Origin of the sequence: Leuconostoc falkenbergense (assembly GCF_014634805.1) — a bacterium.
GTDB classification, from domain to species: domain Bacteria; phylum Bacillota; class Bacilli; order Lactobacillales; family Lactobacillaceae; genus Leuconostoc; species Leuconostoc falkenbergense.
Genome location: NZ_BMBS01000022.1, coordinates 17,543 through 35,068, shown reverse-complemented (window position 1 = coordinate 35,068; position 17,526 = coordinate 17,543). Strand labels below are relative to the sequence as shown.

The 17,526-nt window shown below is 39.6% G+C and carries 23 protein-coding genes, 1 tRNA gene and 1 pseudogene; 4 read left to right on the top strand and 21 right to left on the bottom strand.

Annotation, left to right across the window (positions count from 1 at the left end):
* The 10 genes and pseudogenes from IEU71_RS05975 to IEU71_RS05930 form a co-directional block, all read right to left on the bottom strand.
* A pseudogene (locus IEU71_RS05975) lies at nucleotides 1-326 on the bottom strand (hypothetical protein); the annotation flags it as partial.
* A complete protein-coding gene (locus IEU71_RS05970) occupies nucleotides 313-1,131 on the bottom strand; it encodes a bifunctional DNA primase/polymerase (RefSeq protein ID WP_188349633.1) in 819 nt (272 codons plus the stop codon). The gene IEU71_RS05970 and the pseudogene IEU71_RS05975, both read right to left, overlap by 14 nt.
* 2 nt (nucleotides 1,132-1,133) lie before the next feature.
* A complete protein-coding gene (locus IEU71_RS05965) occupies nucleotides 1,134-1,316 on the bottom strand; it encodes a hypothetical protein (RefSeq protein ID WP_010005233.1) in 183 nt (60 codons plus the stop codon).
* Nucleotides 1,313-1,519 carry a hypothetical protein gene (locus IEU71_RS05960; protein WP_004911684.1) on the bottom strand — a complete coding sequence of 69 codons (207 nt, stop codon included), beginning with the start codon at nucleotides 1,517-1,519 and terminating at the stop codon, nucleotides 1,313-1,315. The genes IEU71_RS05965 and IEU71_RS05960 overlap by 4 nt, the downstream gene beginning before the upstream one ends.
* 5 nt (nucleotides 1,520-1,524) lie before the next feature.
* Complete coding sequence (locus IEU71_RS05955; protein WP_004911681.1) at nucleotides 1,525-1,842, bottom strand: winged helix DNA-binding protein; 318 nt, start codon at nucleotides 1,840-1,842, stop codon at nucleotides 1,525-1,527.
* Entirely contained in the window at nucleotides 1,839-2,153 is a 315-nt protein-coding gene (locus tag IEU71_RS05950; RefSeq protein WP_036066567.1) for a hypothetical protein, read from the bottom strand. Before IEU71_RS05950 ends, IEU71_RS05955 begins: the two co-directional genes overlap by 4 nt.
* 15 nt (nucleotides 2,154-2,168) lie before the next feature.
* The gene (locus IEU71_RS05945) at nucleotides 2,169-2,435 is read right to left on the bottom strand and encodes a hypothetical protein (RefSeq protein ID WP_004911676.1); all 267 of its coding nucleotides are present in this window, start codon (nucleotides 2,433-2,435) and stop codon (nucleotides 2,169-2,171) included.
* 1 nt (nucleotide 2,436) lies between these two features.
* Complete coding sequence (locus tag IEU71_RS05940) at nucleotides 2,437-2,598, bottom strand: hypothetical protein (protein ID WP_004911673.1); 162 nt, start codon at nucleotides 2,596-2,598, stop codon at nucleotides 2,437-2,439.
* A 106-nt stretch (nucleotides 2,599-2,704) separates the two neighbouring features.
* On the bottom strand, nucleotides 2,705-2,968 hold the full coding sequence (locus IEU71_RS05935; protein WP_004911667.1) for a hypothetical protein: 264 nt from the start codon (nucleotides 2,966-2,968) through the stop codon (nucleotides 2,705-2,707).
* Nucleotides 2,965-3,231: a hypothetical protein gene (locus tag IEU71_RS05930; RefSeq protein ID WP_004911665.1), complete on the bottom strand. Its 267-nt coding sequence runs from the start codon at nucleotides 3,229-3,231 to the stop codon at nucleotides 2,965-2,967. Before IEU71_RS05930 ends, IEU71_RS05935 begins: the two co-directional genes overlap by 4 nt.
* A gap of 255 nt (nucleotides 3,232-3,486) precedes the next feature.
* On the opposite strand from IEU71_RS05930, the gene IEU71_RS05925 reads away from it, so the two are divergent.
* Together IEU71_RS05925 and IEU71_RS05920 are read left to right on the top strand one after the other, a co-directional pair.
* Nucleotides 3,487-3,852 carry a helix-turn-helix domain-containing protein gene (locus IEU71_RS05925; protein WP_004911662.1) on the top strand — a complete coding sequence of 122 codons (366 nt, stop codon included), beginning with the start codon at nucleotides 3,487-3,489 and terminating at the stop codon, nucleotides 3,850-3,852.
* An 18-nt stretch (nucleotides 3,853-3,870) separates the two neighbouring features.
* Nucleotides 3,871-4,173, top strand: a complete 303-nt coding sequence (locus tag IEU71_RS05920; RefSeq protein ID WP_004911660.1) for a M78 family metallopeptidase domain-containing protein — start codon at nucleotides 3,871-3,873, stop codon at nucleotides 4,171-4,173.
* Between the two features lie 935 nt (nucleotides 4,174-5,108).
* On the opposite strand, the gene IEU71_RS05915 is transcribed toward IEU71_RS05920, so the two are convergent.
* The 7 genes from IEU71_RS05915 to IEU71_RS05885 form a co-directional block, all read right to left on the bottom strand.
* Nucleotides 5,109-5,426: a hypothetical protein gene (locus IEU71_RS05915; RefSeq protein WP_021210589.1), complete on the bottom strand. Its 318-nt coding sequence runs from the start codon at nucleotides 5,424-5,426 to the stop codon at nucleotides 5,109-5,111.
* 325 nt (nucleotides 5,427-5,751) lie between these two features.
* A tRNA-Ser gene (locus IEU71_RS05910) sits at nucleotides 5,752-5,839 on the bottom strand.
* Nucleotides 5,840-5,893: 54 nt separating this feature from the next.
* Nucleotides 5,894-6,430 carry a biotin transporter BioY gene (locus IEU71_RS05905; RefSeq protein WP_004911655.1) on the bottom strand — a complete coding sequence of 179 codons (537 nt, stop codon included), beginning with the start codon at nucleotides 6,428-6,430 and terminating at the stop codon, nucleotides 5,894-5,896.
* Nucleotides 6,427-7,173: a biotin--[acetyl-CoA-carboxylase] ligase gene (locus IEU71_RS05900; protein WP_004911652.1), complete on the bottom strand. Its 747-nt coding sequence runs from the start codon at nucleotides 7,171-7,173 to the stop codon at nucleotides 6,427-6,429. The genes IEU71_RS05905 and IEU71_RS05900 overlap by 4 nt, the downstream gene beginning before the upstream one ends.
* Nucleotides 7,173-8,729, bottom strand: coding sequence for an ABC-F family ATP-binding cassette domain-containing protein (locus tag IEU71_RS05895; RefSeq protein ID WP_004911649.1), 1,557 nt, complete (start codon nucleotides 8,727-8,729; stop codon nucleotides 7,173-7,175). Before IEU71_RS05895 ends, IEU71_RS05900 begins: the two co-directional genes overlap by 1 nt.
* Before the next feature lie 20 nt (nucleotides 8,730-8,749).
* A complete protein-coding gene (locus tag IEU71_RS05890) occupies nucleotides 8,750-9,700 on the bottom strand; it encodes an Rgg/GadR/MutR family transcriptional regulator (RefSeq protein WP_004911645.1) in 951 nt (316 codons plus the stop codon).
* A gap of 8 nt (nucleotides 9,701-9,708) precedes the next feature.
* Nucleotides 9,709-10,653, bottom strand: a complete 945-nt coding sequence (locus tag IEU71_RS05885) for a helix-turn-helix domain-containing protein (protein WP_004911642.1) — start codon at nucleotides 10,651-10,653, stop codon at nucleotides 9,709-9,711.
* A 187-nt stretch (nucleotides 10,654-10,840) separates the two neighbouring features.
* Between IEU71_RS05885 and IEU71_RS05880 the strand changes: the two genes are divergently transcribed.
* Nucleotides 10,841-12,121, top strand: coding sequence for an MFS transporter (locus IEU71_RS05880; RefSeq protein WP_004911639.1), 1,281 nt, complete (start codon nucleotides 10,841-10,843; stop codon nucleotides 12,119-12,121).
* Between the two features lie 5 nt (nucleotides 12,122-12,126).
* Entirely contained in the window at nucleotides 12,127-12,459 is a 333-nt protein-coding gene (locus tag IEU71_RS05875; RefSeq protein ID WP_004911636.1) for a VOC family protein, read from the top strand.
* Nucleotides 12,460-12,502: 43 nt separating this feature from the next.
* Here the strand turns inward: IEU71_RS05875 and adhP are convergent, their stop codons facing one another.
* From adhP to IEU71_RS05855, 4 genes are all read right to left on the bottom strand, one after another.
* Nucleotides 12,503-13,555 carry an alcohol dehydrogenase AdhP gene (adhP, locus tag IEU71_RS05870; protein WP_004911634.1) on the bottom strand — a complete coding sequence of 351 codons (1,053 nt, stop codon included), beginning with the start codon at nucleotides 13,553-13,555 and terminating at the stop codon, nucleotides 12,503-12,505.
* A 170-nt stretch (nucleotides 13,556-13,725) separates the two neighbouring features.
* A complete protein-coding gene (locus IEU71_RS05865; RefSeq protein WP_004911632.1) occupies nucleotides 13,726-14,628 on the bottom strand; it encodes an NADP-dependent oxidoreductase in 903 nt (300 codons plus the stop codon).
* Between the two features lie 252 nt (nucleotides 14,629-14,880).
* Nucleotides 14,881-16,092 carry an ABC transporter substrate-binding protein gene (locus IEU71_RS05860; RefSeq protein WP_004911631.1) on the bottom strand — a complete coding sequence of 404 codons (1,212 nt, stop codon included), beginning with the start codon at nucleotides 16,090-16,092 and terminating at the stop codon, nucleotides 14,881-14,883.
* A 214-nt stretch (nucleotides 16,093-16,306) separates the two neighbouring features.
* Nucleotides 16,307-17,524: a phosphoglycerate kinase gene (locus IEU71_RS05855; RefSeq protein ID WP_004911630.1), complete on the bottom strand. Its 1,218-nt coding sequence runs from the start codon at nucleotides 17,522-17,524 to the stop codon at nucleotides 16,307-16,309.
* Nucleotides 17,525-17,526: the final 2 nt, after the last annotated feature.

Genomic DNA, 17,526 nt, shown 5'->3' with positions numbered 1-17,526 from the left:
TCACTAATCGTTTGAATAAGTGTTGTCTTGCTCACGTCTTGCATGCGCTTCACATTGTAAGCATGGTATCGTTTCAATTTTTCCAATGCTTCACGTTCAATATAAGCCCTTGCTGATTTCTCGGTTATGTTTTCCCATGATATGCCATTGTATTTGTAGTATCTAATGCTCCCATTGAAAGGTACACCAATGACGGGGCTGTCTTTGATGATTGCTTCACTCAATTTCAAAGTGTCAATGCCTTTCACATCCCCGTTATCATCGGTATTTAACCATTCTGGGGTTGTTTGCCTTGTTGGTAATGCTGTTGTGTCAATCTCTGCCATAGTCATTCATCCTTGCTCGTTTTTTCTCCTCACGTCTGCTGGCACTCATATATACGGTATTTAGTTCATGGTCTGGTAATGGTTCGGCACTTCGTTCATTGACCGTCTGCATAATGTCATAAATATCTTGTGGTGTAACATCAACGGCAAACAGATAACCTGCTAAACTCATAGCTTGATTATTTCGTTCGCCTGTCACAAAGCCATTAATTGTCATTTTCCACCTGTCTGCAAGGCTATATTTTGCCTTGTAAGTATGACTAGGTCTATCAGTACCCAAACCATTTGCTAAGTCATATACCCACGTTGGTACGGGCTTAATTTTGTCAAAAGGTGTAATTTGTCGATATTGCCCGCCTGTCATTGTGGATGGTGCTGTCATCACTGCTGTATTGCTCAAAACGTCTACACCCTTAATAGCGTTTATAATGTGTTTTGGTTTATCTTGTCCGCTGGGGATGAGATAGAAAGCATGTAGTCCGCCTGTGGGTGTTTGTTCAATGTACGTATCTTGCAATGTATCAGGTGCAATATGATGTGTTTTAAACCACGATAAGATACTAGCCATGCCATTCTGCTCATGCTTATCAATATCAACGACAACTAAATTGCTCTTTGATAGGTCTATCCCAACGTTTCCAAAACGATAAGCTGGATATTGGTTTATCCACTGCCTTAATTCATCCCCGTTAGAAAAGCTATTATTAAACCCACCCTCAACCGCATTGTACTTTTGATTAGGTAACGCCATAAATACATAAGCACCTGCTTGTTGATATTGTCGTATATATTGGTATTTATCCATGTTCACACCCTGCCTTTGAGTGTCTGCAACCGTGTCTCAATCTCATCAAGGTTAGTCCCAACTCTAAGCAACATGCTAATGAGTTTCTGTGGCTCTTTCTGGTATCTCGCTAGGTCTACAAGGCTCTTAGCACTCATCACACTTTCTAAAGCGTGATTAACCGCTACTCGTTGTGATTGTGTCATACACTTAACTCCTCGATTGCCATTTCAAGGTTAGGTATTTGCATGTCTACCATTGCGCCTGCTTTGGTTTCGCTATCCAACTCATTGCTTAACCGTTTCAAAAAGATGAGTTGGTTTTTAAGATAGTTTGTTGCTGGATATTGCCGTGGTTCGATTGCGTCCACAACGTTGGTATAAAAGCCGTGCATATTGCTAGTTGTCATGTTTATTACCTCGTAAATCGTTCCTCATGGTTCATCAATGCGTCTAATGTGACTTGTTGGCTTTGAATGCTTTTATTGATTGTGTTGACCGTCTCCCAAAACTCTTGCGCTGTGATGATGAAATACACCCCATTAGGTCGGCTCTTACTGCTACCAACTAAATAGCCTGCATTTCGCAACCTCGCCACAATTTCACTTACTTTGTGCTTGTTAATGTTCAATGCCCTAGATAGCTTTAACAGCGTGACTGCGTTGTCCCTGCCGTCTGGTAAAGCACTTAGAAATTGACGTTCAATGTCTGATAACTGTGTCACATCTTTCATTGCTCCACCTCAATTTTTTCAACCTCGTTGACAATATCAATCGCAAACCCTGCCATAATGTTAACTACATCTGTGATATATTCTGTATCTAGTTGTTCACTTTTAATTGCTGTGTTTAAAGTGTGTGCGAATGCCTGCACATTTCGTGCTTTTGCTGTTAATGTTTGTAAATCTAAATTCCAAACTGTAAGTATTTTTCCTGATTCCATGTTAAAATGTGTATAGCAAAAGCCATGTTTAGGGCGTTTGTGGTCGGTTATCACTGTTTCCTTGTCGGGGGATGTGATAGCTTTTTTTATGCCCTTTTTCATGCTCTGCATTCCTTTCTAGTTTTCTACTTGAAACAAATCACGTTCAATCACTAACACGTCATAAATGACTATCTTGTCATGTTTATAACCTGTTATCAGTCCACGCTTTTTCCAGCTCTTGACTGTGCCTAAACTGACATCAAAATGCTTGGCAACATTCTCGGCTCGTTTCCAAACATGGTGCTGTTGGTCTAATGTATCTTTCACATCTCCTATACCTTGCAACATTTGAAAGTTCATCTCTGCTAATTCTTCCATCAACTCGTCATTACTTACTGCCATTTCATCCCCTAATAATCAATCGTGTGGTCGCCTTATCTAACAACTCGTAGGCTTGCATAATTTCAAATTGCGCCTGTTCGTTATTGGCTAACCTGTCACTATTTGCAATGTCAATCAATGGTTTGTACATGCGTTCTAGTGTTTTCACATACAAATTGTTCATTCCTTGCGTCCTCCATTGTGACTGTCGCCTACCACCACACCAGTGACAAAAGCGCCACCCACTAATACAATGAGCGTAATTACTTGACCTAACCAAATTGTGATACTCATTGTTCTTGCCCCTTTGTTAGTTGCTCTCTTACCTGTTGGCGTTGCTCATCCGTGAGTGTTTTGCGCTTTCGTGTCATGAATGACCCACTAAATTCATCACTTATCAAACCAGCTAATCTATCTTGCGTTTTTTCCTCAATTTCTCCCATAGCAGGCGTGTATTTTCTGATGTGTGGTGGGTAGGTGGTATCAATGTGCCACTTACCAACTTCAACGTCATAAATCACGATTGTTTCTTGTTCTGACCGTGGTATTTTCATTCTGCTGTTTCCTCATCCCCTGATTGTTCTTGGTTCTCTAATGCCCCTTGCGTGTTCTCGTTATCTTCCAAACGGTCGTAATATTTGAGTTGCATATCTTCCAAATCTTTCAACATGTTAATGACTGTTGGTGTTGTGATGTGGTCGCCTGCTTTCAAACTATCAACCAATGAGAGAGCTAAGGTTTCTTGGATATCTTCCAAAGCGCTGTTAGTGTCCTTGATTACCTGTGCTTCGTTAAATAATGCGTTTGATACTGTCATGACAATGTCTCCTATCTCGTTGCTTTTATAGTGGTTCACTCTTGCACTTATTTGTCCTTATTTACCTTTAATTGACCTGTATTGTCTGGTATGATATGTGTATATACTAATCAGTTACAAAGTATTTGTTTATTTAATAAACATACAATAAATAAACTATAACCAATGATTAGTTACTAAACAATACAGTTTATAATTTCTTAACTTAGTTTTATTTTTTACTAAGCTCTTAATAATTTCTTAAAGGTATCTACTATGTCTATCACTGCTAACCGTATAAAAGAATTACGCAAACAAAAAAAGCTCACTCAAAGTGAACTTGCTAAAAAAATTAATGCCTCTCGTATGGCGATTGCTAACTACGAGACTGACCGTAATAACCCCTCTTATGCCATGCTCTCACTGATTGCTGACGCCTTAAATACCACCGTAGAGTATTTACAAGGCAAGACAGATAGCCCGCTTAAAACGCCTGCTGTGGATGATAACGGGGATGAGCCACCACTAACCGAGGGACAAAAACAAGTCGCCTATTTCATTGACCCTAGCGCTACACCCGAAGAGATAGAACAAATTAAAAAACTTGTTGAGATTGCTAAACTATCAAAACGTCGTTTGTGATTGCGGGGCGACACATGTATGACAAATATTGAGTTATATATTGACTGTTTCCCTGAATACAAATTCTTTGGTATTGAGGTAGAACATAATAAGTATTTTGGTGAGGTTGTGAAAGATAGCAATGACACTAAGATATTTATAAACACGTTACAACCCGAGTGGCAACAACTACACACTATCGTACACGAAAGCGCACACGCTGACTTTGATGTGTTCGGGGATGACAAACGCCACTCTATGAAAACACTGTTGGCTGAAAAGCAGGCTGAATATGTCGCTAACCACTTTCAAATTAAAAAGGCACGAACTTATATTATCTAGTCCGTGCCTTTTGTTATGTATTTTATTAAACCGTGAGAGCTGTTTTAAGCGTTTAATGTTTGTCTGGTGTTTTGTAGTATTTTGTAGTAATTCTCCGCTCGTTGAAAAAGGTTGCATAAAGTACGCAAAAGGTTGCAACGCTAAATGTGACCTTTTTGTGACCTTGTAACCTTTTAATAGCGCCTTATATAGCCATTTATAGCAATGGTTAAACGATTATGAATGTAGGTATTTGTTGGTATTTTCATGCTAGTAAATGCTAGTATTTTTGTAACCTTGCATGCTGACATTTGCTAACATTTTTGTAACTTTATACGCTTGCCTTTTGCTTGCATGTTTGTAACATTGAATATTGTCAATTCATCCCCACATATAATAAAAAACCACGTTCTATATTTAACATAGGTCGTGGTTTTATTGTGCTTATTTTAACGCTGTGACAGCCGTTTTAAGCGTTTAATGTCTGTCTTTGTATAAATACACTCATCAATATATCAAACGCAAATTTACACGCTATCTAGTGAGTTTTGAGACAAATACACAAGCTCTATCTTAATCACTGATACGGGGATGAGATTGTATCCGTTATCAATCAAATTTATAACGAACTCATCTCGTGGTCGTTTTAAATGACCTCGGACTTTCTCGCTATCGTTTCAAACGATAACAAACATTCGCTATAACTCTCTGTGATAGCTATCGGGGGCTTGACAAGGTTAATCGAGCAACATTAAAGGGTTTTTAACTCAAAAATAGGGTGGGTTTAGGGGGTACTTTTCTAAACAAAGAATCCTAATATACCAGTACATCAACTCCCAAAAAACACCAGAAAAAAACTTTTGAAAATTGGCGTGTGATACAAGATGACGGTATGTGTGCGCTCTACAATCTAGTAACAAGGGGCGGGGGTGTTTTTTATTGTAAACAAAAAAGCACTACACTTGTAATGCTTCATGTCTCAACTTAATAAACTCATCCCCGTGTTGTGTCATCACATTCAATAACGTTTTAAAATCATTGCGCCATGTCCGTAAACTTGAGTGACTTTTACCTGCTTCACTCACAACCTCTTCCCACGTTATAAATTTATCACTATAATATCTTTTGATGACTGCGCTATGTTCTGGCTTGATGACTGACAAACAAAATGTAATGTCTGCAATGTCTTGCTTGTATCGTGGCTCAACCTCTGCCATTAGTTTCAATCTACCTGAAAAATAATCTCTTAACATCTTATCTGTTCTATCTGCCACGATTGCACCTCATTTTTATTTTTTGTCATACCCATAGCCCCACTGTCGCTTAGTATTCTATGAATATTATACTGTATATATACATTTTTGATTGTATATTTATGTACTATGTACCACATTTTAAATCATGCGCTAAAAAAGTACCATTTTAACAAATAAAAAACGGCTTAAATGCCGTTACACTGCTTACTTGCTTAGTTTGAAAAAGTACCATAAAAAGTACCATTTTGTGTGAAATGCTATGAAATACAGTGCAACGTTTTTCATAAGAAAAGGCGCTACATCAAGGTTTTTGAAACCTTATGCAACGCCATGAAATGCTAAGTGGAGAAGAAGGGATTCGAACCCTCGCACGCTTTAACACGTCTACACCCTTAGCAAGGGCGCCTCTTCAGCCGCTTGAGTACTTCTCCATAACAGATAATACTATACCAGAATTTACCGATGATAGCAATACCTGTTAACACTTATACCGTCAAACGCATCTTTTGAGTAGCCTGACGGATCAACACTGTGGCTAATACCACGACAATTATTTTGATCAAACCTGACAATACGAACGGTGTCACACCAGCCGCAATTGCTGCTGTTGCACTCATGTGCGTACTGATAGACAACCAAATTGTACCAATCGCCAAATTAACGACCACTGCTACAACGTTGGCAACAATCAATGCCAAAATGTTTGAGGTATGCTTAATTGTCAACCCAATGATTGGTGCATAAAGCAAGAATGACCACAAATAGCCGGCAGTTGGTCCAATCAGGACGGCAAAGCCACTAGAATATCCTGCAAAGACCGGCAAACCAAGTGCGCCAAGTACAATATAAAGTCCAATTGCTGTTAAACTAACCCGCGTTGACGCTACTGAAGCTACTAGTGCAACAATTAAAGTTTGTAGTGTCATTGGTACTGGTCCAACATTAATTGCTAGTGGTCCAATAATCAGTAAAAGTGCGGTCAAAACCGCTGTAATCGCAATTCGTTGTGTATTATTTTTCATTTCTTCCCCTTAATGAACACCTTGGTTACATCACCACTGATGAATGGTTTTAAGTTTTCATCATGTTTCAATAATAATTCACCCCGTGTACCAATGTCAAGAACTTGCCCAGAAATTTCATGGTTATTTGTCAGCAAAGTGACCATCTTATCCTTTAAATATGAATGCTGACGGTAATAATCAAGATGTTGACCTGCTTGATAGCCAGATATATTTTGAACAATTCTTTCAAAAATAGTGGTCACTAACGCATTGCGATCCACGTCCACACCGAGTGTTGTTACAATATCTTCCAAATCAGATGGCACTGCGGTCGGTAAAATATTTAAGCCAATACCAATAATCACCTGTGTTATTTTACCCGAATTTAAAATGCCTTCAACTAAGACACCACCCATTTTACGATCATGCAGGTAAAAATCATTGACCCACTTCAATGACACTTGAACCCCAGTCATTTCAAAAAGAACTTCTGCCACAGAAACCGCCACTCCTGTTGTTAACAGACCGGCGTCAAATTCGCCCACAACATCAAAAACATAAGTTTGATAAACGCCTGCGCCTCGCGGTGAAAAGAAAAAGCGTCCCTTTTTACCATAACCAGCGCGCTGTTGATTGCTCACAATGCCAAAAGGTCGTGACACGCCCTGTTTGAGCATATCACGACCTATTGTCATTGTTGAATCAACCACATCAATCACAGTAATATCGTCATGCATACCTGTTTGAGTGAGTAAATTCATTAATCTGATTCCTTTTTATAACTTAATGCCGCAACGTTCAATTCCTTGTCCCCAAGTCCTTGTGTAAAGCTGGTCTCGTGCGACACAATAATGACATTCCCTTGAAACTTGTCAATTGCCGCGCGCAAAGCATTCTTGGTTCCTTCATCCAAATGGTTTGTTGGCTCATCTAAAATCAAGAAATTACTTGGCTTCATTTCCATGATTGCCAACTTAACTTTGGTTTGTTCACCACCTGAAAGTTGTTGCAGTGGTTTTTGGGCATTTTCAGCATTGATGCCTGCTGCAGCTAAACGCGTACGCAAGGCTTTTGGTTCCAATGTTGGAAAACGATCTTGCATTTCTTGCAACGGTGTCTTGCTATCATTATCCCAAGCCAAATCTTGGTCAAAATAGTTAACAACGGCTGATGGGGAAAATTCAGATTGACCAGCTAATGCCGGTATGACACCCAAAATTGATTTAATCAAAGTTGATTTACCAGCACCGTTAAAACCTTTAAAGACAACTTTTTGCCCAGTGGTGATTGAAAAAGTCACTGGCTCCAGCACTGGCGTCACATAACCAACAGATAAATCACTAACGGTCAACGCATTAGATGATTGTGAATTAACATAGGGAAAATTAAATTTAGCTTGCAATGTTTCAGAAGGTGGATCAACGCGGTCCATGCGCGCCAACATTTTTTCACGAGACTTTGCTTGCTTAGAAGTTGAAGCACGTGCCTTATTTTTGGCAATGAATTTTTGTGCTTTTTCAATTTCTGTTTGTTGCTTTTCGTACTGACGCAACTGTTGTTCGGCGCGTTCGTCTTTTTGGCGCATAGCCTTTTTAAATGACCCACGGAATTTAGTGATTTTACCAAATGAAACATCAATGATTGCGTTAGTGACTTTGTCTAAGAAATCAAAGTCATGGGAAATAATCATTGCTGAACCTTCGAAGGTTTGCAAAAAGTCTTCCAGCCATTCAATGTGTGCCACATCCAAATAGTTGGTTGGCTCATCCAAAATAATCACGTCATCATTTTCCAACAAGAGCTTGGCCAAAATGACCTTGGCGCGCTGTCCACCAGACATAGCTTCCAACTCGCGCTCACGTCCAATAGCCTCTAATCCCAAACCAGAAATCACACGCTCAATTTGCGTGTCGACATCATAAAAGCCTGCCGCATCAAGTTCTTCTTGCATACGACCAGCGCGTTCGAGCAATTTATCAGACAACGTTTCGGCATACTCATTGTAAAGTGCCGTGATACGATCTTGTTTGTCATATAGGTCTTGATAAGCGGTATGCAAAAAATCGACCAGCGTCATACCCTCTGGAATTTCTGCATACTGGTCCAAATAACCGATTTTCAAGCCTTTTTGCCAATCAATTTTGCCTGATAATGGGAGTTCTTGCCCAGTGACAATTTTAATGAGTGTTGATTTGCCGGCACCATTTTGTCCAACAATTCCCATGTGTTCGCCACTTTGAAGCTCAAACTCTGCGTCTTCATATAAAGTTTTTTCTGCGTAGGCCATGGTTAGGCCGTTTACTTCTAATAATGCCATAACTATAAGTTTATCACATTTTAAATCAACATTGAGTATGTGTGTGGTATATTGTCAGGATTACCGGCCAATATTTCCTTGCGCGTTAATTTTGCTGCCTCTTGAACGAACTTTGCCGTCTGATTCATGCCAGCAATTTCGTATGCTGGGACAACAGACGTTGCTTGTGTGTAGCCACCTTCAACATCCCCCTGAAGCATTTGCAATATGCCTTTGCTATACACAAGCCTTAACCGTTGCGTGGTTAAATTCGTCATGAATTCGTCCATACTCTTTAATACTGATTCTTCTAAAGCTAACATTTCAGCAGCGCCCTCAATATCTGTGTAAATCAAGCCAGTGAAAACAACGTCAATAATGTTAACTAGCCGCATCTGTTCTGTTCGCAATTGTGAATAAAAATGTGCCCGTTTAATGGCTAAACGCCCCAGTGCCAACAAGTCTGTTGGTGACATCCCCGGATAAAATAAAGTAAAAATATCTAGTTCAATTCGCCCCCAAGTTTCAGCTTGCTTGAGAAAATCAACAGCTGGTTTGACATGTTTTTTTACTTCAACACGATCATAAAACTGCTTATCCGTTTCTTTGTCTATGCCATACTTCAGCATGATACCAAATTCACGCATAAAACGAGCCCCAATGCCGCCACGACCATGTTTTAAATCATTAGTTGATCGTGTAATCATCGCCTCAAGTTGTTGCATTTCTTTTGGCTCACCAGTTTGCACACCCATTTCATGTAGCTTCATATAGATATAATTATCACTACGATCACCACCAAGAAATAAGAATTCATCATGGCTGACGCCCATGTCGGATAATAATTTGTCTAGACGATCAGCCGATATACGTGTTTGCCCTCTTTCAAACTTACCAATCAATGATCGTGAAATGTTGGGTTGCTCGAGGTCAACAATTTTCAAGCCCTTATCTTCTCGCAAGCGTTTAAATGTCGCGCCATAATCAATCATAGTTCACCTCATAATTCAAAACGCAGAATGCGTGTATGCTGTTGCCCGTGCTTCACTTGTTCCTCAAAAGCTAACCAGTCTTGTGCTGAAAAGCCAAAGAACGTATCAAATGTCAAACCAATTTGCTGGCTTACAGTTGTCAATTGTTCAAAATCTGCTCGACTTTTTGTAATTTGACCTTCAGCAAGCTCTTGTAACGCCTCAGCTAATTTGTATTTCAAATGATTATCAGCATTATTTCGAGCTGTCATTTCTCTGGACATAAGTGTCAGGATTTCAGCTGATAATTGCGTATCAGTATACACAGTCGCAAAGAAAACTGAATTTAACAAACGAAACATATAATCTTCATACACAGCTTGCTGCTGATAAATGGCAATTTTTTGTACCGCTAACTGAACTAATGGTCGTAACTCTGCGGCGCAGATCATTGAGGCAAATCGGTTCAATATTTTCATCTCAAATTCCCCCCATGTATCAACTGACAATAAATAATTTTTTGCTCGGCGTCCACCTTGCAACAGACGTTGAGAAACATTTGTCGCATTAGCATGTTGTGCTAAGTGTTGCACATCAAGTAATTTTTGAAAGAAATCTAGCGCCAACAACACCGGCAATCGCTGTGTCGTATGCGTTAATTTCTTAGCTAATAATGACACATATTGACCCACAACTGCGCTGTTACGCGTTAAATCAATTGTTGCCTGTTCGGTTATTTGTGTAAATAAATCATCAAACACTTGCGCAGAAAAGTGGTTGGACAGCGCAAAAAATTCTAAGGGGGTCACATTTAACCGCTGTAATATCCTTGTGAAGTGTTCTAAAGATATGTTGGTTTCACCTTTTTCAAAACGAGCCAAAAAGGAGGCAGATACAATATCCCCCGCTGTTTTTGCCAATGTCATCTGTTTGCCAACACGCAATTCATGAAAAACTTCGCCATAATTCGTCATTTTATACCTGCTTATTTTTAAAAGTTGTCATATATGTCACTTTTACCGTATTAACAACAAAATCAATTATGCTTATTTTACTAGCTGTTGTGTACAGATAATTTAAAGTAGAATATATTCTCTTATTGTTCTTTAATTTATCTTACCGTGTACACTTAATTTATTCAAGTCAAAAGGAGTATTGCTAGTGCAGGTTTTCAAAGTCAACAAAGCATTTCGCGTGATGATTATAGCGCAGTTCTTTAATAATATTGGGAGCAGTTTTTTCAACATTGTTTTTTTAATTTATGCCGCTACCCTACCCAATAAAACGCTCGCAGTAACATTAGTGGCATTCGCTGAGTTTTTCCCGTCATTATTATCGGTTGTGATGGGAAATTTGGCAGATAAAACTAAAAATCATCTGCGCGCTTGGTCATTTGCCCGACTATCGCAAGCCGGTATATTCTTAATTGTAACTGTTATTCTAACTTTCTGGCATGGTCGGTTTGACAGCTTTATCGTGCTATTTCTACTTATTTTTTTCGCTGATACCATTGGTTCATACAGCAATCTATTAATGACCCCCGTATCACGATATATTTTAAGCGATGATCAATTACAAAACGCAATGGGATTGGAGCAAGCGGTCAGTATCACGGTGAGTTTAATTGGCGGTTTTGCTGGTGTGGGATTATTGGGATTACTACATCAGGATTATGCCGCTTTTAGCTTGATCAATGCGTTCATGTTCATCGTCGCTTGGTTCATTATGACTGTCAATCGTCGCCACTTCAAACAAGCCGAAGCACATATTGAAACAACACAACGTCCAAAATCAACGCAACCCATGTGGCACGACTTAAAGACGACTTTCTCGTATGTTTATCAAGACAAGCTATTCTTCCAGTTAATGCTGTTAGCCACTGCAGTTAATTTTATTGGCACCTCGCTAAATGGCGTATTTAATGTCACGCTTTTACACGAAAAAAGCCTGCTCATTGGTAGTTTTGGCACTACCGTCGCGATGTTTGGTGCTATCTTTTCAACCGGAATGTTGTTAGGCTCTCTTCTGCCCATGCCTTTTCTGAGTCATCTAACAACTAAGCAATTACTAGCCGTAGCGATGACTGGCGTACTAGGCTTAGAGCTCGTACCAATCATTTATCCAAACGGCAGTGTATGGATGATTATTTCCTTTGTCGTTGCTTATTTTAATGCGCAAGTCAATCCCAAATTTGGTGCCATTTTAATGAAACGCATTGATCAAAACCAGCTAGCAAGTGTCAGTGGTTTGCTCAATACATTCGCTTTGTCAAGCGCACCAATCGGTCAGTTTTTGTTCCTCGGTATTGCAAATTTAATTTCACCAAATATCTCGTGGGTAATAATGGCGATTGTGACATTGATGACTGTTGTATACATCATTTTAACCCGTCAACATGACATTGAGAAGGTTGAAAAAACCACTGAAACAGCTATACTATAAGTATTATGAAACCAAGAAAACTCAACATTAAAACAATTCCTGCTCAAGATGTTAACCGTGCCTACCGTTTTTGGCGTGATGTATTCGACCTACCACAATCCGGTCACGCTAGTGGTCGCCACTTAATGATTGATGGTGATGATATTATTTTTGTAGCCGGTGAACCAACTGATCAATTAGAAATGTTGATTAGAGACCATCAAGATGAATTAAAGCAACATCTTCGCAATAATTTTATTCCAATTGTAGGCAAGCCCGAACCCCGTTTTGGCAATAAAATCGCCTTTAAAATCCATGATTCCGAAGGTAACTTAATCACACTTGAGGCAAATCAATAGTTAAAAAAAAACGAGACACAAGTTCTGTATCTCGTTTTTTTGATTATAGTGCTGTGAAGTCAAAGACTTTACGACCAGTAATGTTACCAGCCTTCATCTCATCAATCACGTCATTCATATCCTTGAAATCAACTGTCTCGACGATTGGCTTAACTTTACCTTCAGCCCCAAATTGGAAGGCTTCTTTCAAATCGGCACGAGTACCAACAAGTGATCCTCGAACTTCAATGCCGTCTAATACTGTTTTAGCAATATTGAGTGCCATATCACCTTGTGGCAAAGCAACAGCCACTAACTTACCCATTGGGCGCAAAACATTAACAGCTTGTGAGAAAGCTGCATCATTAACAGCAGTTACTTGTGCGTTATGCACACCACCAGTTAATTCATTAACCTTAGCAACCACATCTTCGGTCTTACGGTTGACCAACACTTCAGCACCGTTAGCCTTAGCAGCAGCCAACTTGTCATCGTTACCATCAATAACGGCTACGTGTGCACCAAATACATTATGAGCATATTGCACAGCCAAGTTACCTAAACCACCGGCACCATGAACTGACACCCATTCACCTGGCTTTGTTTCACCAACTTTAAGTGACTTATACATTGTCACACCGGCACAAGTGATTGATGTTGCTTCAACTGGATCCAAACCTTCTGGTACTTTCACTGCATATTTTGAGTTGACAACAACCTGTTGTGACATTGCACCGTCAATCGTGTAACCTGAGTTACGAACCTTACGGCAGAACGTTTCATTACCTGAAACACAGTAGTCACAAACACCACAAGCATCATAGAACCAAGCAATTGATACGCGATCACCAATTTTAAGATAATCACCGGCACCTTCGCCTAACTTTGAAACACGACCAACGCCTTCATGACCAATAACACGACGGAATTGACCATTGCGTTCACCAATTTCATTTGGATTACCAAAATCACCATTAGCACAGTGCAAATCTGTGTGACAAAGACCGACATATTCAACGTCAACCAAAGCATCACCAAAGCCTAACGCGCGTGGTTGCCAATCATCAATTAAATCAACATACCCATCATTCACTTCACGGACAACTGCTGCTTTCATATTTAACCTCTTTCATATATGTGAATTTATTTACAAGTAAATTGTAACCATAAAATTCATATTTGTAAATAGTTTTTATGTAAAATTTACATAAAATTCTTTTGTAAAGTGACGTGTTTCACTAACAAATGTATAGAGAGCCTCTACGGTTTCTAAAAATAAAAGTTGGATTACGAGAATTTTAAAACTAACTTGCCTAAAACGTGCTGACGACTATGGAATTCTTTCAGATTAATCACATTAAAAGGCGCCACCTCGGCAATATTGACTTTCACATCACCACTGGCAACCATCTGCAACAAAGCTGCTAATTGTTGCCCGTTTGACTTCATGAAACTGTTTGTTACTCTTGGATCATCATTGTTATCAACAATAGACACCAGTCGACCTTCGAGTTGCAACACGTTCAAAGAATCAGTTAAGGTTTTACCACCGATGGTATCAAGAACGACATCTACTTTATCTTTAATAACAGTTGCCAAACTTTCTTTCTTATAGTCAATAACATGTAAATGCGGATTGAAGGACTTCAAAAATACAGCTGATTCGCCGCTGGCCGTTGTATATATTTTCCCCGCGCCGATTGTCTGAGCAACTTGGATCGCGGTAAAACCAACTGAACCAGCACCACCGTGAATCAATACGCTCTCACCAGGTCGTACATCAAAATCAGTCGTCATCATTTGATACCCAGTTTGGCCGCCTAAAGCAACTGCTGCGGCTGTCTCATAACTCACACCATCTGGAATTTTAGCCAATTGCTTGCTACTTACAGCCACAAATTCAGCGTAACTTTTGAGATGTGGTGACGCCGCAACACGATCACCAACATGAAAATCACTTACTTCACTACCTACTGCAATAATGTCACCTGCCACAGACGAGCCATTAATCAGTGGTGTTGGTGCACTAGTTCCCATGACACCTGCACGAAACTTAACATCATAGGGATCAATAGCTGTTGCATGTTGCTTAACCAGTACTTGACTGGGCTTAATGTCTGGTGTTTTGGCATCCGTTACCTCTGCAAAAACGTCGACGTCGCCATAATCTTTCATCTCTATTGCGTACATTTTTTCACACTTTCTTTTCTTCGAAATGTCTGAGTCGCTTTCACATACATTGTAAGCTAATTAACCGCTAAAATGTTAATTTTGGTTCAAATTTTTATAAAACAATTAGAAAGTCACATAAAAAAACATCACAACATTAGGAAGTCAAAAATCCATGTTGTGATGTTTTTTACTGGTTGGCTCAACTACTGCTTACGGGCTGGAAAAGTAACGTGAGCCATGGGAGGATACCAACCCGTATTTAATTTGTGATTACTTACGTGGATTACCAGAAGTAGTCAATTTGTTTGAAGTAACACTCAATTTAGCGTACAAATCGTTGACAGGCGCATTTGTCCATCCCTTAACACGACCATTGACCAATTGTACATCAATGTTAGTGTAAGTAGGAATTGTGTAAGCTTCTTTATCAACAACTAACTTTTGGAAGGCCTTGATATTCTTAATCAAGCTTGCATCAGAAGTTGAATTCTGTGTGTCAGTCAAATTCTTAGTCAAAGCAGCTGATGTGACATGTCCAAAGTTATAAGCAGCGTTCTTGCTCCAATGTTGGTCAAATGTTGGTACTGTACCTTCACCCCAACCACCATCAGTGATATCCCAATCATTGTTCTTTGCTGACAAAACAATTGACTGCCAAGTAGCTGCATCAACTAACTTGTCTTGATAAAGCTTAACTTCAATACCGGCTGCTTTCCATGCAGCGATGTAAGCTTTTGCTTCAGACTCAGCTGTTGAACGACCTGAACGAGCTAAGTAAGTCAACGTTAGGCGCTTGCCATCTTTAGCGTAGTAGCCATCAGAATCTTTCTTATAACCTGCCTTTTCCAACAAGCTACCAGCTTTCTTGATGTCACCGTTAGCTTTTGCTTGATAGCCCTTGACATTCTTATCATAGAACAACTTCTTAGTTTCTGACTTTGAAACTAATGTGTTGGTTGTCACACGTAGGCCGTTACCATACTTAGCAACAACCGCACCGACGTTTTGTGCATACCCAACTGCCTTACGAACATTGGCATCTTGCAATGGTGTTGAGCGATCTTGAATACTTGTTCCCTTAGAATCTGCGTGTCCTAAGTTAAAGTAAAGTTCCCAATACCCTGCATCAGCTTGACCAGTAGCAGCATATCCCTTAGCATTGTTATACTTTGACAACACTGGTGTGTTACCATTCTTCCACAATGTAGCTGGCGCTGTTGTCACAATATCAAACTTTTGCTTTGATAAGTCATTTTCAAGCTTTGACTGATCTTGGTTAACATAGTAAGTGATTGTCTTCAACTTAGCTTGTTTACCCCAGTAATCACTGTTACGCACATACTTAACTGTTGAGTCTGAAGAAACAGATGATACTTTAAATGGTCCAAATGACAAAGGCGTCTTTGTAACCTTTTTAGACGTGTCAATGGTCTTGGCACTCACATCTTTCAGATCATGATATGGCAAAGCATAGGCTGGCACACCGTAATTTTAACCTGGGTAATATTATATCACGCATATCTAATATTTGTACATGATTTAGAAATCAAAAAAACATATTTCTCATATAAATGTCATTATAATACAGAAAAAAGGCTATTTCATAAATGGTAAAGAAACTACTAAAAATATGACAATAAAAAAGCACAGGCTCATAAAAGAGCGCTGTACCTTTAATCATGCTTAAATGATAAATTTATTTTTCAGAAATTGAAGCAATACCTGGTAATTCTTTACCTTCGAGGTATTCAAGTGATGCACCACCACCTGTTGAAATATGCGTCAATTTGTCAGCAACACCCAATTGTTGTACTGCGGCAGTTGAGTCACCACCACCAACAATGGTTGTACCACCATTTTCAGTTACCTTAACCAATTCTTCACCAATTGCCAATGTACCCTTGGCGAAGTTAGGCATTTCGAACACACCCATTGGGCCGTTCCAAACAACTGTCTTAGCATCTGACAAAGTGTCTTGCAACAGCTTAACTGACTTAGGACCAATATCAAGTCCCATGTAACCATCAGGAATACCAGCTGTGGCATCAACAACTTCTGTCTTGGCATCATTTGAAAATGCGTCAGCAGCAATTGAATCAACTGGCAAAACCAACTTGTCCCCAGCTTCAGCCATCAATTCCTTAGCCAATTCAACTTTATCGGCTTCAAATAATGAGTTACCAATCTTTTCACCCTTAGCAGCATCAAATGTGTAAGCCATACCACCACCAACAATAACCTTGTCGGCTTTAGACAATAGTGACTTCACAATCTCAATCTTATCAGAAACTTTTGCACCACCAATGATAGCAACAAATGGACGAACTGGGTTAGCAACAGCGTCACCCAAGAACTTGATTTCCTTTTCCATCAAGAACCCAGCGGCTGCTTGTGAAACGTTTGAGGCGATACCGACGTTTGAAGCGTGGGCACGATGTGCTGTTCCAAAGGCGTCGTTGATGAACAAATCATCACCCAATGATGCCCAATACTTGCCCAACTCTGGGTTGTTCTTTGATTCGTTTTTGACTTCAACGCCGTCAACAACGTCCTCAAAACGTGTGTTTTCAACCATCAAAACTTCGCCATCTTGCAAAGCATTAATTGCTGATTCTAATTCTGCACCGCGTGTAAATGGTATGAACTTAACGTCTTTGCCCAACAATTCACCCAATCGCGCAGCAACTGGTGCCAATGACAATTCTTTTTTATCATCTTCAGACTTAATACGTCCCAAGTGTGAAAACAAAATTGCACGACCGTTGTGTTCCAACACGTACTTGATTGTTGGCAATGCTGCCACAATGCGGTTATCGTTTCCGATAACGCCTGCTTTGATAGGTACGTTGAAATCAACGCGCATCAATACTTTCTTACCTGAAAGTTCCAAATCTGAAACAGTCAATTTAGCCATGA

What these genes read in the sequence shown, in the direction of transcription:
- IEU71_RS05970 (WP_188349633.1), bottom strand. Translation starts at nt 1,131, where the DNA reads ATGGATAAATACCAATATATACGACAATATCAACAAGCAGGTGCTTAT.
- IEU71_RS05965 (WP_010005233.1), bottom strand. Translation starts at nt 1,316, where the DNA reads ATGACACAATCACAACGAGTAGCGGTTAATCACGCTTTAGAAAGTGTG.
- IEU71_RS05960 (WP_004911684.1), bottom strand. Translation starts at nt 1,519, where the DNA reads ATGACAACTAGCAATATGCACGGCTTTTATACCAACGTTGTGGACGCA.
- IEU71_RS05955 (WP_004911681.1), bottom strand. Translation starts at nt 1,842, where the DNA reads ATGAAAGATGTGACACAGTTATCAGACATTGAACGTCAATTTCTAAGT.
- IEU71_RS05950 (WP_036066567.1), bottom strand. Translation starts at nt 2,153, where the DNA reads ATGAAAAAGGGCATAAAAAAAGCTATCACATCCCCCGACAAGGAAACA.
- IEU71_RS05945 (WP_004911676.1), bottom strand. Translation starts at nt 2,435, where the DNA reads ATGGCAGTAAGTAATGACGAGTTGATGGAAGAATTAGCAGAGATGAAC.
- IEU71_RS05940 (WP_004911673.1), bottom strand. Translation starts at nt 2,598, where the DNA reads ATGAACAATTTGTATGTGAAAACACTAGAACGCATGTACAAACCATTG.
- IEU71_RS05935 (WP_004911667.1), bottom strand. Translation starts at nt 2,968, where the DNA reads ATGAAAATACCACGGTCAGAACAAGAAACAATCGTGATTTATGACGTT.
- IEU71_RS05930 (WP_004911665.1), bottom strand. Translation starts at nt 3,231, where the DNA reads ATGACAGTATCAAACGCATTATTTAACGAAGCACAGGTAATCAAGGAC.
- IEU71_RS05925 (WP_004911662.1), top strand. Translation starts at nt 3,487, where the DNA reads ATGTCTATCACTGCTAACCGTATAAAAGAATTACGCAAACAAAAAAAG.
- IEU71_RS05920 (WP_004911660.1), top strand. Translation starts at nt 3,871, where the DNA reads ATGACAAATATTGAGTTATATATTGACTGTTTCCCTGAATACAAATTC.
- IEU71_RS05905 (WP_004911655.1), bottom strand. Translation starts at nt 6,430, where the DNA reads ATGAAAAATAATACACAACGAATTGCGATTACAGCGGTTTTGACCGCA.
- IEU71_RS05900 (WP_004911652.1), bottom strand. Translation starts at nt 7,173, where the DNA reads ATGAATTTACTCACTCAAACAGGTATGCATGACGATATTACTGTGATT.
- IEU71_RS05895 (WP_004911649.1), bottom strand. Translation starts at nt 8,729, where the DNA reads ATGGCATTATTAGAAGTAAACGGCCTAACCATGGCCTACGCAGAAAAA.
- IEU71_RS05890 (WP_004911645.1), bottom strand. Translation starts at nt 9,700, where the DNA reads ATGATTGATTATGGCGCGACATTTAAACGCTTGCGAGAAGATAAGGGC.
- IEU71_RS05885 (WP_004911642.1), bottom strand. Translation starts at nt 10,653, where the DNA reads ATGACGAATTATGGCGAAGTTTTTCATGAATTGCGTGTTGGCAAACAG.
- IEU71_RS05875 (WP_004911636.1), top strand. Translation starts at nt 12,127, where the DNA reads ATGAAACCAAGAAAACTCAACATTAAAACAATTCCTGCTCAAGATGTT.
- adhP (WP_004911634.1), bottom strand. Translation starts at nt 13,555, where the DNA reads ATGAAAGCAGCAGTTGTCCGTGAAGTGAATGATGGGTATGTTGATTTA.
- IEU71_RS05865 (WP_004911632.1), bottom strand. Translation starts at nt 14,628, where the DNA reads ATGTACGCAATAGAGATGAAAGATTATGGCGACGTCGACGTTTTTGCA.
- IEU71_RS05855 (WP_004911630.1), bottom strand. Translation starts at nt 17,524, where the DNA reads ATGGCTAAATTGACTGTTTCAGATTTGGAACTTTCAGGTAAGAAAGTA.